General features: G+C 64.1%; 15 protein-coding genes and 1 riboswitch. Of the genes, 5 read left to right on the forward strand and 10 right to left on the reverse strand.

Annotation, left to right across the window (positions count from 1 at the left end):
• Nucleotides 1-5 precede the first annotated feature (5 nt).
• The 8 genes from btuB to ttcA all read right to left on the reverse strand — a co-directional run bounded on the left by btuB (nucleotide 6) and on the right by ttcA (nucleotide 6,782).
• Complete coding sequence (gene btuB, locus P7A97_RS10250; protein WP_277690000.1) at nucleotides 6-1,856, reverse strand: TonB-dependent vitamin B12 receptor; 1,851 nt, start codon at nucleotides 1,854-1,856, stop codon at nucleotides 6-8.
• Between the two features lie 114 nt (nucleotides 1,857-1,970).
• Nucleotides 1,971-2,196, reverse strand: a riboswitch (cobalamin riboswitch).
• Between the two features lie 48 nt (nucleotides 2,197-2,244).
• Nucleotides 2,245-2,556, reverse strand: coding sequence for a hypothetical protein (locus tag P7A97_RS10255; RefSeq protein WP_277689838.1), 312 nt, complete (start codon nucleotides 2,554-2,556; stop codon nucleotides 2,245-2,247).
• A 2-nt stretch (nucleotides 2,557-2,558) separates the two neighbouring features.
• Complete coding sequence (locus P7A97_RS10260; RefSeq protein ID WP_277689839.1) at nucleotides 2,559-3,221, reverse strand: class I SAM-dependent methyltransferase; 663 nt, start codon at nucleotides 3,219-3,221, stop codon at nucleotides 2,559-2,561.
• Complete coding sequence (locus tag P7A97_RS10265) at nucleotides 3,218-3,733, reverse strand: C40 family peptidase (RefSeq protein WP_277689840.1); 516 nt, start codon at nucleotides 3,731-3,733, stop codon at nucleotides 3,218-3,220. Before P7A97_RS10265 ends, P7A97_RS10260 begins: the two co-directional genes overlap by 4 nt.
• Before the next feature lie 71 nt (nucleotides 3,734-3,804).
• Complete coding sequence (locus P7A97_RS10270; protein WP_277689841.1) at nucleotides 3,805-4,404, reverse strand: C40 family peptidase; 600 nt, start codon at nucleotides 4,402-4,404, stop codon at nucleotides 3,805-3,807.
• Between the two features lie 69 nt (nucleotides 4,405-4,473).
• On the reverse strand, nucleotides 4,474-5,241 hold the full coding sequence (locus tag P7A97_RS10275) for an NAD-dependent deacylase (RefSeq protein ID WP_277689842.1): 768 nt from the start codon (nucleotides 5,239-5,241) through the stop codon (nucleotides 4,474-4,476).
• Between the two features lie 19 nt (nucleotides 5,242-5,260).
• Nucleotides 5,261-5,932, reverse strand: a complete 672-nt coding sequence (locus tag P7A97_RS10280; RefSeq protein ID WP_277689843.1) for a DNA-3-methyladenine glycosylase I — start codon at nucleotides 5,930-5,932, stop codon at nucleotides 5,261-5,263.
• 22 nt (nucleotides 5,933-5,954) lie between these two features.
• Entirely contained in the window at nucleotides 5,955-6,782 is an 828-nt protein-coding gene (ttcA, locus tag P7A97_RS10285; RefSeq protein WP_277689844.1) for a tRNA 2-thiocytidine(32) synthetase TtcA, read from the reverse strand.
• 88 nt (nucleotides 6,783-6,870) lie between these two features.
• On the opposite strand from ttcA, the gene P7A97_RS10290 reads away from it, so the two are divergent.
• The 3 genes from P7A97_RS10290 to P7A97_RS10300 all read left to right on the forward strand — a co-directional run bounded on the left by P7A97_RS10290 (nucleotide 6,871) and on the right by P7A97_RS10300 (nucleotide 8,808).
• Complete coding sequence (locus P7A97_RS10290) at nucleotides 6,871-7,464, forward strand: DNA-J related domain-containing protein (RefSeq protein ID WP_277689845.1); 594 nt, start codon at nucleotides 6,871-6,873, stop codon at nucleotides 7,462-7,464.
• Nucleotides 7,465-7,629: 165 nt separating this feature from the next.
• Nucleotides 7,630-8,229, forward strand: a complete 600-nt coding sequence (locus tag P7A97_RS10295; protein WP_277689846.1) for a Yip1 family protein — start codon at nucleotides 7,630-7,632, stop codon at nucleotides 8,227-8,229.
• Nucleotides 8,230-8,313: 84 nt separating this feature from the next.
• Nucleotides 8,314-8,808 (forward strand): SprT family zinc-dependent metalloprotease, encoded by a 495-nt coding sequence (locus P7A97_RS10300; RefSeq protein ID WP_277689847.1) that lies wholly within the window; start codon nucleotides 8,314-8,316, stop codon nucleotides 8,806-8,808.
• 87 nt (nucleotides 8,809-8,895) lie between these two features.
• Here P7A97_RS10300 and P7A97_RS10305 read toward each other — a convergent pair whose 3' ends face one another.
• Entirely contained in the window at nucleotides 8,896-10,071 is a 1,176-nt protein-coding gene (locus P7A97_RS10305; protein ID WP_277689848.1) for a CaiB/BaiF CoA-transferase family protein, read from the reverse strand.
• Between the two features lie 194 nt (nucleotides 10,072-10,265).
• On the opposite strand from P7A97_RS10305, the gene P7A97_RS10310 reads away from it, so the two are divergent.
• Entirely contained in the window at nucleotides 10,266-11,168 is a 903-nt protein-coding gene (locus P7A97_RS10310) for a DMT family transporter (RefSeq protein ID WP_277689849.1), read from the forward strand.
• A gap of 180 nt (nucleotides 11,169-11,348) precedes the next feature.
• On the forward strand, nucleotides 11,349-12,473 hold the full coding sequence (locus P7A97_RS10315) for an HPP family protein (protein WP_277689850.1): 1,125 nt from the start codon (nucleotides 11,349-11,351) through the stop codon (nucleotides 12,471-12,473).
• Here P7A97_RS10315 and P7A97_RS10320 read toward each other — a convergent pair whose 3' ends face one another.
• Nucleotides 12,474-13,337 (reverse strand): LysR family transcriptional regulator, encoded by an 864-nt coding sequence (locus tag P7A97_RS10320; protein WP_277689851.1) that lies wholly within the window; start codon nucleotides 13,335-13,337, stop codon nucleotides 12,474-12,476.
• Nucleotides 13,338-13,349 lie beyond the last annotated feature (12 nt).

Consider the following 13,349-nt stretch of genomic DNA (forward strand, 5'->3'; position numbering starts at 1 on the left):
CTAACTTAGAGCGCTTGGTAGCGCAGGGTGACATAGAAGACACGACCGGGCTGTTCGTAGGTCTGCGCGGTTTCGTAGTCGCGGTCGAACAGGTTGCTGATCTTGGCCTGCATGCGCCATTCGGCATCGATGTGGTATTCGCCACGCAGGTCCACCAGGGCATAGCCCGGCAGGCGCGATTCCTCGTCGTTGCTGGCGGAGTCGAAGCGCTGGCTGGCGGCGAACAGGGTCGCGCCGACGCCGAAGTCACCCAAACGGCGATCCGCATCCAGGTTGAAGGTGCGCTTGGCCCGCCGCGCCAACTGGTGGCCGTGGTTCTGCGCGCTGCGGTCCTGCGGGTCGAGCAGGGTCAGGGTGGCGGCCAAGTCCCAGTCCGCCAGTTGTGTGCGGGCCATGGACTCCAGCCCGCGAATGCGCGCGGACTCGACGTTCTCTGGGCGCATCGGGCTGCTGCCGGCCCAGACGATCAGGTCGTCGATCTGGTTCTCGAAGGCGTTCAGGCTCCACTCGCCCCACCCTGCGGTACCTCGCAGGCCGATCTCATAGTTTTCCGACTCCTCCGGTTTGAGCTCCGGGTTGCCGGCGGTATAGCTGCTGGCCGGGTAATAGAGGTCGTTGAAGGTCGGTGCACGGAAGGCCGTGCCATAGGCGGCGCTGAGGGTCAGGCTGTCGCTGAGGTCGTAGCTCCAGCCGAGGTTGCCGGTATCGTGGTCGCCGTACTGCTGGTTGTCGTCGCGACGCAGGCCGAGAGTCAGGCCATGGCGACCAAAACGGCCCTGATACTGGGTGTAATAACCGCGATTGAAGCGCGAATCTTCGGCATAGACGTCCGAGGTGTCGATGCGGTCCTGCTGGTAGTCGAAGCCCAGGGTCAGCAGCTGATCGTCGCTCAGGCCGAAATCGTTCTGCCAGCCCAGCGAGTCGCGCTCGCTATCGAAGCGCGAGTAGAAACGGCCATCCTGGTAGTTGTCGCTGCGCTCTTCGCTATGCCCGGCCTGCAAGGTGACCTTCCAGGCGTCAAGGGGGTTGAAGCGGGCACGCCCGCCGAGCACCTGTTGCTCGCCATCTGAGTATGCGTCGCGACCGCTGGTGCCGCGCGAACTGCGACTGTCGAAGTCGCTGTGGGTATCGCCCTGCAACCAGTTGCCGTCCAGCTCCAGGCCGTTATCGAAGCGCAAGCCGCCACGCAGTGAGGCAGAAAGCTGGCGGTAGCCATCGTTGTCCGCCTCGTAGGCGTTAGGCGCTGTGGATCGATAGGCACGGGCGTTGATGCCAGCGGTATCCTCGCTACTGACCCCCAGGTCGAACCAGCCACGGCCATTCCCCCCGGCCACGCCGGCAGTACCGCTGTAACTGGAGCGGCTGCCCGCACCCAGCGAAAGGTAGGGTTTGAAACCCTCGCCCTGACCACGCCGGGTGAAAAGCTGGATCACCCCACCCAGCGCCTCTGAACCATAGAGTGCCGAGCGCGGGCCGCGCACCACTTCGATACGCTCGATCAGTCCCAGGGGAATGTCCTGCAATGCAGCACTGCCGGAAGTAGCAGAGCCGATCCTGACGCCATCGACCAGCACCAGCAGTTGTTTGTCGCTGGCGCCACGCAGGTATAGCGAGGTGCTCTTGCCGCGCCCGCCATTGCTGGCGATCTGCACACCAGCCAGGCCACGCAGCACTTCGGGCACCGAGGTGGCCTGGCTGCGCTCGATGTCGTCACGGGTGATCACGCTGCTGGAAGCAATTGCCACCAGCGGGGTCGCGGTACGGGTAGCAGTGACCACCTGCCGATCGAGATTGAGAGGGTTCGCCTGCACGGCAAAGGGGGCAAGGCTGAACAGCGCGCACGCCGCCAGCCGCAAATCGGACTTGCTCAAGTTGTCGTTCTCCGTCGCGCCACCCGCGCGACACTGCGGGATAAGGCGTTGGGAGAACGAACGGAAACGCGGCAGCCGCGCCCGGCGCCGCCCTCCGCAATGCCGTGGATTGCGACAGGCCGGTCTCCGGGCTCGTGAGCCAAGCCATGCGGCTTGCGGGCCGCGCCTTCCCATGCCGGAGCACAGTGGCGGGATGCGACCTTTGACTCACCTACCGTTGCGGGGGCAGCGCCGGAATGGTGTTGCGATTACGCAGCACGCACCGGCTTCCCTGTTTCACCCCTCGACCGCATGCGGCGGGGGCACCTGAAGCAGGCGCGCAGCTTAGTGGCCGAGCCTGACGCGGTCAATGCGCCAGCTCTAGAACGGGCGCTCAGGGTCGCGGGGTAAAACCGGCAGGTTTGCTGGCCAGCCAGTCGACGAAGGTGCGCAGGCGCTCATCGCCCAGCAGTGCCTCACGGCTGTTGTAGGTCAGCGCCAGCTCCTTCTCGGAAAACAACCGGTGGATCTGGTTATGGCAGGCACGGCAGACCCAGAGGGTGGCAGTAATACGCTCGCTCTTGGCATAACGTTTCTGCACATAAGGTTTGTCGTGCAGCGCCTTGGGGATCAGATGGTGGCGGGTCAGCGGCAGCGCCCTCTGGCACAGCTCACAGACATCCGGTTGCGGAGGTAGGCGTATCACTATCAGCGCTTGCGGCACAGTGTCAGGCCGTCGCCCAATGGCAGCAGGCTGAAATCGATGCGGCTGTCGCGCTTGAGTGCCCGATTGAGCGACTGGATGGCTCGGGTGTCCTGGCTGTCCGGACTCTGCTCCAGCACCCGCCCGCTCCACAGGGTGTTGTCGAACAGAATCAGGCCGCCCTGACGCGCCAGCACCAGGGCGTGCTCCAGGTACACCGGATAATTGGCCTTGTCGGCGTCGATGAAGATCAGGTCGAAGCTCTCGCCCTGCCCACCGCGCTCCAGCGCGTTGAGGGTTTCCAGGGCCGGCGCCAGGCGCAGCTCGATGCGCTCGCTGACCCCGGCCTCGTACCAGTAACGCTCAGCGATGACGTTGTACGCGCCAGGCAGATCGCAGCAGATCAAGCGGCCATCGGCGGGCATGGCCTGGGCCATGCACAGCGCGCTGTAGCCGGTGAAGGTGCCGATTTCGAGAATCCTGCGCGCACCACTGATCTGCACCAGCAGGGCCATGAACTGCCCCTGCTCCGGAGCGATCTGCCAGTGCGCCGTGGCCAGCTGGGCGGTTTCCTCGCGCAAGCGCTTGAGCAGCGGCGACTCGCGCAGCGAAACGTCCAGCAGGTACTGGTACAGCGCGTCGTCGAGAGTGAGCGTGCGATTGGTCATGGCTGCTGGGCCAGATGGCTCGGCGCCAGGACCCGCTTGGCTCCCAGGTAGCTCTTCTGCCAATAGGTCTGGCTCAGATAATCCAGACGTACCGTACCGCCACTGGAAGGGGCATGCACGAAGCGCCCTTCGCCGACATAAATGCCGGCATGACTGACCTGGCCGCCACCACTGGTGGCGAAGAACACCAGGTCGCCGCTTTGCAGCTGATCGCGCCCCACGTTGGGCGCACGCAGCTGGATCATCTCGCGGGTCGAGCGCGGCAGGCTGATGCCCGCCGAATTGCGATAGACGTAGCCGATCAGACCGCTGCAGTCGAAACCGCTGTCCGGCGTGTTGCCGCCATAGCGATAGGGGGTTCCCACCAGCCCGATGGCACTGATCAGCACATCGTTGGCGCTGGCGTCGACGATAGGTGGGGGGCTGTAGTCTGGGGCGGAGGGGGGGCTGCTGGCGCAGGCGGTCAACAGCGCGACGAAGGCAAGCAGGGTGAGGCGAGCCGTAGAGTGCATGGGCGGGCGTCCTGGCCGGAATGCGCCCTACTCTGCCGGCTCACTGCCGCGGGCGCAAGCCCGCGACAAGTTCAGCGGGACTGAGTGGTGGCTACGCTCTGCTCGGGCGCCAGGGCCAGTACGCGTTTGGCTTCCATGTAGCTGCGCTTCCAGTAGCTGTCTTCCAGGCTGTCCACCCGTACACCGCCGCTGCGGCTGCTGCTGGAGTGAATGAACTGGTCGTCGCCCAGGTAAATGCCGGCGTGGCTGACGCGGCCACGGCCACGGTTGTTGAAGAAGATCACATCGCCCGGCTCAAGCTCGTCACGCGCCACCAGCGGCGCATCGAGATTGATCATCTCGCGGGTCGAGCGTGGCAGCTGCATGCCCGCCTCTTCCTTGAACAGGTAACCGATGAAGCCGCTGCAGTCGAAGCCGGTCTTGATCGAGGTGCCGCCGAAACGGTAGCGGGTGCCGACCAGGGACAGGCCTTCGCTGAGGATGCTGTCCGCCAGCTGCGGCAGCTCGTAAGGCTGGTCGTCGGTCACATCGCTGAAGTCTTCTTCAGGCAGGTACTCGACCGGGGATTGCGGCTCCACCACGCTGACTTGTGGCTGCGGAGCCTGGCTGGCGCAGGCCGCCAGCAGGACTGTGAGTGCAATGGGCACGAGGGGTGCGAAGCGCTTGAGCATGGGCACGACCGTGTCTAATAGTTATCTGATGGCGGGGGAATATGCCGTCTGCTTCGATGAATTGCAAATTCAATGCCCAGAAATGTGACCCAATAGTTCCGGCAAAACGTCTGAGGCCCTCGCCAATAGTCGGGCGTCAACCCAACGACTTACATCGGTGTGCTGCGGGTTCACTTCGACCGTGAATCCGCCGTTCCTACGGGCTTCGGCCAGGGGCTCTACGATGTAGGGGAAGCTCGCCGTAGTCCCTACGGCCATGACCACCTCGAAGCCCTGACGCACCTGATCATAAAGCCGACCAATGGCATCTTCCGGCAGCATTTCCTCGAACAGCACCACCGGTGGGCGCAGCACGCCCCCACATCGAGCACAACGGGGAGGCAGCGGCCTGCTCAGATGCTCCGCCAGTTGCGCATCCGCCGCACCACAGGACTGGCAGAACAGCGGCGCCAGCTCGCCATGGATCTCGATCAGCCGCTGCGCCGGGGAGCCGGCCTGGCGGTGATAGCCGTCGATGTTCTGGGTCAGCACCCAGCACTCAGGCTTGAGGCGTTGCAGCTCGGCGATGGCGAAGTGCCCAGCATTAGGCTGCGCGCCCAGGCAGGCCTCGCCGAGTTGGGCCAGGTATTTCCAGCACAGCGCCGGATTGCGCTGCAGCATGGGCCCGGACAGCGCCGCCTCGATCGGTAGTCCCTCGGCAGTCAGGCCGTTGTACAGTCCGCCAAGGCCGCGGTAGGTCGGCAACCCAGAATCCGCCGACAGCCCGGCGCCGGTGATGATCAGGATGCGTTCGGCACGCTGGATGGCCTGGGCGACGCGGAGAATATCGCTCACCATGGCGTAGCCTCCTGCTGGCTCAATGGTTGACGGTGTAGGCCAGCATCATCGACAGCTGGCAGAGAGGTCGCCCGCTCTGTTCGTGCCAGTAGTTGAAGGCAGCCTGCACGGCGGCCAGCTCTTTCAGGCTGGTCGGCGCCTTGTCGAGGATCTGCTGGGCCTTGAGCGCGGCGACCATGTCCTCGGTGGCGATGAAGGTGTCCTTGCCGGCCATGCGCAGCAGGCGCGGCGCCGATTGCCCGCCGAGCTGGCTGCCGTGCTTGGCCAGGTACTTCCACAGCCCGACGATATCGCTCACCGGCCAGTCGGCGATCAGCGCGCCAAAGCTGCCCCTCTCCTTCTGCACATCGAGCACGAACTGGGCATTGCGCGGCACGCTTTTGAGCTTGCCCAGGTGACGGATCAGTCGCGCGTCCTGCATCAGCCGCTCCAGGTGCTCGGCGCCCATCAGCACCACCTTTTCCGGATCAAAACCGAAGAAGGCCTGTTCGAACGCCGGCCACTTGGCATCGACCAGGCTGTGCTTGAGGCCGGCACGAAAGATGCGCAGCGAGATCAGCGACAGGTAACGGTCATCGCTCAGGTCGAGCAGCTCCTGCGCGCTCCTCGGCTGCGGCAGGCGCGCTTCCAGGGCTTCGACCGAGCCGAAACGGTTCAGGCAGTATTCGTAAATCCACTGGTAGTCGCGCATGTCTCGTCCTTGAAAAGGCGGGTCAGAGGCTCATCACGTCAAGGAAACGCGGTGTGGCGCTGTCGTCAATCTTCAGGCTCTGGAAGTCGAACAGGTTGCGGTCGGCCAGTTGCGACGGCACCACATTCTGCAGTGCGCGGAACATGATCTCGGTGCGGCCCGGGCTCTTGCGCTCCCAGTCGTTGAGCATCTCCTTGACCACCTGGCGCTGCAGGTTCTCCTGCGAGCCGCACAGGTTGCACGGGATGATCGGGAACTCCTTCATCACCGAGTAGGCCTCGATGTCCTTCTCCTGGCAGTAGGCCAGCGGGCGGATCACCACGTTGCGACCATCGTCGGACAGCAGCTTGGGCGGCATGGCCTTCAGCGTGCCGCCGTAGAACATGTTGAGGAAGAAGGTTTCCAGGATGTCGTCGCGGTGGTGACCGAGGGCCATCTTGGTCGCGCCGATCTCGTCGGCGTAGGTGTACAGGGTGCCGCGACGCAGGCGCGAGCACAGCGAACAGGTGGTCTTGCCCTCCGGGATCTTCTCCTTCACCACCGAGTAGGTGTCCTTCTCGATGATGTGGTACGGCACGCCGATGGACTCCAGATAGGCGGGAAGCACGTGCTCGGGGAAACCGGGCTGCTTCTGGTCCATGTTGACCGCGACGATCTCGAACTGGATAGGCGCGACCTTCTGCAGGTACAGCAGGATGTCCAGCAGGGTGTAGCTGTCCTTGCCGCCGGACAGGCAGACCATCACCTTGTCGCCGTCCTCGATCATGTTGAAGTCGGCAATGGCCTCGCCGACCTGGCGACGCAGGCGCTTCTGCAGTTTGTTCTGGTTGACCGAGAGGGTGCTGGGCATGATGCGGGAAAATCCGGGAGGTGAAGGCGAAAAGCTGGCTATTTTACGCACAAAGGCCGGCCACGACAGCCCGTGTTAGGCTCAGCCGATGAACAACGACCTAGACCCTGCACTCGACCTGGCCGAGCAACTTCACCAACTGCTGCGAGCAGAACCCGCCGGCATCAGCGAATTCCAGCTGATCCAGCAGCTCAAGGCCCGCCATTGCACGCACATTCCCAGCCTGGGCCTGGACGACAAGCTGGTGCTGTTTCGCACCCATTTCCTGTTGTTCAACGCCCTGTACCGGCTACGCGATCACCTGTGGCATAGCCAGGTCGCGCACCTGGATATCAACCCGCTCTGCGTACGCTTGCAACCCTGGCAGCCCGGATGCCAGGGCCTGGCCGAGCATGACCCGCTGCGAGACTACTACCTCGATCTGCAGCAGTTGCGCGACACCAGCGCAGACGACGTGGAAAAGCTGCTGGCCAGCTTCTGGACGCGCATGCAGGGCGGTGACGAGAAGCGCGCGGCGCTGGAGTTGTTCGAATTGAACGACGGGCAACCGCTCAAGCTGGCCACCATCAAGCAACGCTATCGCCAACTGGTGAGCCAGCATCATCCGGATCGGGGCGGCAGTACCAGCCGCCTGCAATCGATCAACCTGGCGATGGAAATACTTGAGCGTTATTACGGCTGAGCTGTAGAGAGCGATTCACTCTAAAGCCACGACTCACGCGGGCTGCAGCCTTCTCCTATACTGCGGCATACGGTCGCACTTAACTCGGCCCGCACCCGGCGACGCTGCTCACGCACACCGGGCGCCACCGCGGGGCGATCGACAATAAAAAGAGGAGGTGTCTGCATGATCCACCATGTTTGGGGGCTCTTCACCCATCCCGACCAAGAGTGGCAGGAAATCCGTGGCGAGGAAGAAACCATCAGCCACATGTACCTGACCCACGTCCTGATTCTCGCAGCCATACCGGCCATCTGCGCCTACTTCGGCACTACCGAAGTGGGGTGGCGCATCGGCGACGGCGAGGCGGTCAAACTCACCGCAACCAGCGCACTACAGATGACGGTCATGTCCTACCTGGCAATGCTTGCCGGCGTAGCCGTGATGGGGGCGTTCATCCACTGGATGGCGCGCACCTATGACTCCAACCCGAGCCTGACCCAGTGCGTGGTATTCGCCGCGTACTGCGCCACCCCCCTGTTCGTCGGCGGTGTCGCGGCGCTGTATCCCAGCCTGTGGCTGGGCATGTTCGTCGGTACGGCAGCAATCTGCTACACGGTCTACCTGCTCTATGCGGGCATTCCGACCTTCATGAACATCCCTTCCGATGAGGGCTTCATGTTCTCCAGCTCGGTACTGGCCGTTGGCCTGGTCGTGCTGGTGGCAATGATTGCCTGCTCGGTCATCCTCTGGGGCTTCGGTGTAGGGCCTGTCTACACCAACTGAGTGTTCTCCGGCCTGCCGCCACAGGGAGCCGCCTTCGGGCGGCTTCGTGTTTTATCGGGCGCAGCGGCCCGGCATAATCCGCACATGCCCGAATTGCTCCATGCCCGCGTCGAAGCCTGCTACCAGCTGGCCGAGGACTTTTTCAAACGTACCTTCCCGCGCCCAGAGGTCAGCTTCAAGCTGCGTGGGCAGAAGGCTGGTGTCGCGCATCTGCAGGAAAACCTGCTGCGCTTCAATCCCAAGCTGTATGCGGAGAACCGCGAGCACTTCCTCAAGCAGACCGTGGCCCACGAAGTCGCCCACCTGGTCGCGCACCAGCTGTTCGGCCCACGCATCCAGCCGCATGGCGAGGAGTGGCAGCTGATCATGCGCGGGGTCTACGAGCTGCCACCGGATCGTTGCCACAGCTACGACGTTGGCGGGCGCAAGGTCACCCGCTACCTTTATCTATGCCAGTGTCCGGACGGTGAGTTCCCCTTCTCCGCCCAACGCCACGGCTTGGTAAGCAAGGGCCGGCGCTACTTCTGCCGGCGTTGCCGCGCGACGCTGGTGTTTAGCGGCGAGCAGCGGGTGGAATAGGTACCTGCTCCCCCCTATCAGGGAAACAGGCCGTAGCCCGGATGTAATCCGGAAAACCCGCAGCCCCGCTCCCGGATTGCATCCGGGCTACCCCAGCGCCTTGCTGGCCTTGAGCACGGCGATTTCGTCATCGCCATAACCCAGCTCACGCAGCACCTCATCATTGTGCTCGCCAACCGCAGCCCCGATATGCTGGGGCGACGCCAATCCCTCGGAGAAGCGGATCGGGCAGGCCAGCTGGCGTTGCGCTGCCCTGCCCTCGCGCGGCACCTCGGTGACCACGCCACGGGCCTTGAGCTGCGGGTGCTCGACCGCCTCGGACAGCTTGAGCACCGGTTCGACGCAGGCATCCAGGGCGGCGAAACGCTGCTGCCAGTCGGCCAGGTCGTGCTTCTCGATCTCGATCTCGATCTCGCGCTTGAGCGCCTTCTGATCCTTGGGCGACAGGCCCAGGGCGGCCAGTTCCGGGCGGCCGATGGCGGCACAGAACTGCTGCATGAACTGCGGCTCCAGGCTGCCCACCGACAACCAGCGGCCGTCGCGGGTACGGTAGTAGTCATAGAAACTGCCGCCGTTGAGCGCCTGGTTCTCCATGTCCGGCTCCTGGCCGGCGGCGAGGAAGCCGGCACCGGCCATGGCGTGCAGGCTGAAGGCGCAGTCGGTCATGCTGATGTCGACGTGCTGCCCCAGCCCCGTGCTGTGCCGGGCGATGACCGCGGCAAGCAGGCCGATCACCCCATGCAGCGAGCCACCGGCGATATCCGCCACCTGCACACCCAGCGGCAGTGGCCCCGTCTCGCGGCGCCCGGTGTAACTGGCCAGGCCGCTCAGCGCCAGGTAATTGAGGTCGTGTCCGGCGCGGTCCTTGTACGGTCCGGTCTGGCCATAGCCAGTGATGGACACATAGATCAGCCGCGGATTGATGGCCTTCAGTGCCTCGTAACCGAGACCGAGCCTGTCCATCACCCCCGGACGGAACTGCTCCAGCACGATGTCGTACTCGGCCACCAGGCGCCGCACCACCTCCAGCGCCTCGGGCAGCTTCAGGTCCAGCGCCAGCGAGCGCTTGTTGCGGTTTAGGTAGGCATGACTGGCGGACACGCCGTCGACATGCGGCGGCAGCACGCGCACCAGGTCCATGCGCGTCGGCGATTCGATGCGCAGCACCTCGGCACCCATATCGGCCAGCAACAACGAGGCGAACGGCCCCGGCAGCAGGGTGGAGAAATCCAGGACTTTGAGCGAAGACAGCGGGCCTTTCATCGTCAGCTTCCAGTGCAGTGAGTCTCTGGCAGGTTATCCTCGCGCTTCGCACGCACTCAATGACCCCTGCGCTCGGCGCCATTGACCCAATCGACCATCAGGCACATGCAACTGTATGGTCCATTTGAAAACCATCTGAGGATTGCGCCGCTCGACCGGCGGCGTAATCTTGCGGCTCCTGCCTGGAGCCGTCCATGAGACCCGCTGACCTGCTTCGCCTACTGCTGCTCGCCGCCATCTGGGGCGCCAGCTTCCTGTTCATGCGCATCGCCGTGCCGGAACTGGGCAGCCTGCCCACCGCCTTCCTGCGCGCCTCACTTGGCGCCCTCGGCCTGCTGGTGTTTCTCCTGGTGCTGCGCCCGGTCTGGCAATTCCACGGCAAGTTCAGGGCCTGCCTGCTGCTGGGCGTGATCAACGCCGGTCTGCCGTCGGTGATGTACTGCCTGGCCGCTCTTGTGCTGCCGGCCGGCTACTCGTCGATCTTCAACGCCACCACGCCACTGATGGGCGTACTGATCGGCGCGCTGTTCTTCAGCGAAAAAATGACCACCAGCAAAGCCGCCGGCGTGGCCATCGGCCTGTTCGGCGTGGCCGTGCTGACCCGCACCGGCCCGGTCGCCTTCGACCTGCCCCTGCTGCTTGGCGCGGCCGCCTGTCTGGTAGCCACCACCTGCTACGGCTTCGCGGGCTTCCTCACCCGCAACTGGATCGGCCCACTGGGCCTGGACAACCGCTTGGTGGCCTTTGCCAGCCTGCTCGGTGCCAGCCTGTTCCAGCTGCCATTGTTCGCCGGCAGCCTGGCCTGGCAGCCGCCGGCCAATTGGGGCGGGCCGGCACTCTGGTTATCGCTGGCCGGCCTCGGCCTGGTCTGCACTGCCTTCGCCTACGTCCTGTACTTCCGCTTGCTGGCCGACATTGGTCCGATCAAGGCCAGCACCACCACCTTCCTGATACCGCCGTTCGGCGTACTCTGGGGCGCCCTGCTGCTCGGCGAACCGCTGTCCTGGGACTATCTGCCGGGCTGCGCACTGATCGGCGTGGCGCTGTGGCTGGTGGTGCGACAGCCGCGAACGCTCGTCAGCCGGCATACCGCCTGAGGTGCAATCCAAACCCTTTAAATGCAATATTTTTGATTGAAAGAGGCAAAATTATTAGTTTGTCTTGATCAAGAGCGATCTTCACACTTCGCCAGCCCGTTAAATGCCCCAATAAGAGGCATTTTACAGGCCGGATGCGCGCTTTTCGTGCAGCAGCCGAACCCGCGCAATGTTTGGTCGATGATGAATCCCTCTGCCTCCCTGCTCAACCGGCTTGCGAGCCTTGCCCCAGGCGCGTCGCCGACTCGCCCTCGCGAGTGGCTGCGCATTTCCTTCGGCGTCGCCCTGGGGCTTTCGCTAAGTCTGCTGCTCAGCCTGCAACTGTTCCCGGAGCAGACGCTTATCCACCTGCTCGGCCCGCTGGCAGCCACCGCCGTGCTGCTGTTCGCGGTGCCCTCTGGTGCCCTGGCGCAACCCTGGTCGGTGCTGGTCAGTTACCTCAGCGTGTCGGCCCTGGCGATTGTCGTGCAGCAGCAGTTGGGCTATTCCCTGCTGGCATGCGCCCTGACCCTGGGCTTGAGCGCCCTGACCATGAACATGCTGCGCTGTCTGCATCCGCCGGCAGGCGCCCTTTCGCTGTGCGTGCTGCTCAGCGATGAACTGATCCGCCAGCAGGGCTTCCTGTTGCTGCTGCCGATTTTCGGTACGGTCACCTGTCTGCTGGTGTGTGCGCTGATCTACAACAACCTCACCGGCGTGCGCTACCCGAAACGCGCCGAGCGCACTGAACTGCACCACACTCGCGATGCACTGCCAGATTATCGGGTCGGTATCTCCGACGCCGACCTGGATCAGGCCCTGGAAGATTTCGGCGAATTCGTCGACATCACCCGCGATGATCTGGCCCAGTTGATCCACGCCACTGAACGCCACGCCCTCAAACGCGGCATGGGCACCCTGCTGGCCGGGCAGATCATGTCCCGCGACCTGCGCTGGGTGCCCCCCGAGGCCACGCGTGAACAGGCGCTGGAGATGCTGCGCCACCACCGTCTGCGCAGCCTGCCGGTGCTCGACGCGCAGCAGCAACTGGTCGGTATCCTCAGCCTGGTGGATCTGGTCGAAACAGCACCACGCGCCCGCCTGTTGCGATGGCGACCAGGGCGCAGCGCCAGGGTGGCGGAGCTGATGAGCAGCCCGGTGCACCATGTCGACAGCCAGGCCCATGTGGCCGAGCTGATTCCCCTGCTATCCAGCCAAGGCCTGCATTGCCTGCCAGTGCTGGAGAATGGCGTGCTGGTCGGCATCATCACCCAGACCGACCTGATCGCCGCCCTGCAGCGCGATGTACTGGAGCGCCTGGGCTGACTAAATCATCGGGTTCCAGCGCTGCGACCAGTCGCTGTCGGAGATGGCCACCCGGCGCAGGCACTCGAACGCCTGCTGCAACGCAGGTGAAACCCGCTCGCGGGCATAGACCAGATACACCGGATACATGAACTCCGGTGCCTGTTCCACCAGCTCCAGCAGGCCGTGATCCAGGTAGCTCTGCACCACGCGACGACGGAAGTAGCCGCTGCCGCCGACCTCCAGAATGTACTGCAGCGCCAGCGGGCCAAGGTTGAAGCTGACTGACGCCCGCGCATGGCCCGGCAGCGCCGCGTTGTGGCGCTGCCGAAACTCCTCGCCCCAATCGACATAGACATAGGGCGCGGGCTGACGCGGATTGCGCACCTGCACCAGGCGCTCCTCCATCAGCAACTCAACCTGCAGACCCGGCCAATACTGCGCCTGGTAGACCAGAATGGCGTCCAGCCCGCCCTGCTCCAGACGCTGCAAGAGGTTGCCTCCATCGCCGATATGGCTGTGTACGGCATGCTTGGTCAGAGTCTGACGCAGTTCACACACCCATTTGAGCATCAGCGGGTTGCACAGGCTCGGCTCGGCACCGATGTGCAGAATCTCCGCGCAGTCCTCCGGCAGCGGCAGCTCCTGCTGCGCCGCTTCCCAGGCCTGCACCATGCGGTTGGCGAAATCGACGAAAGCCTCGCCATTGGACGTCAACTTGGCACCGGAGCGGTTGCGCACGAACAGGCTGCAGTTGAGTTGGCTTTCCAGGCTCTGAATGCGCGCGGTGACAGCAGTCTGGGTCAGATGCAGGCGCTCCGCCGCGCCAACGAAGCTGCCGCAGCGGACGATTTCAAGAAAGGTACGGGCCAGGTCGACGGACATCGCAATTACCGA

The organism is Pseudomonas sp. GOM6 (assembly GCF_029537485.1).
Taxonomy (GTDB): domain Bacteria; phylum Pseudomonadota; class Gammaproteobacteria; order Pseudomonadales; family Pseudomonadaceae; genus Aquipseudomonas.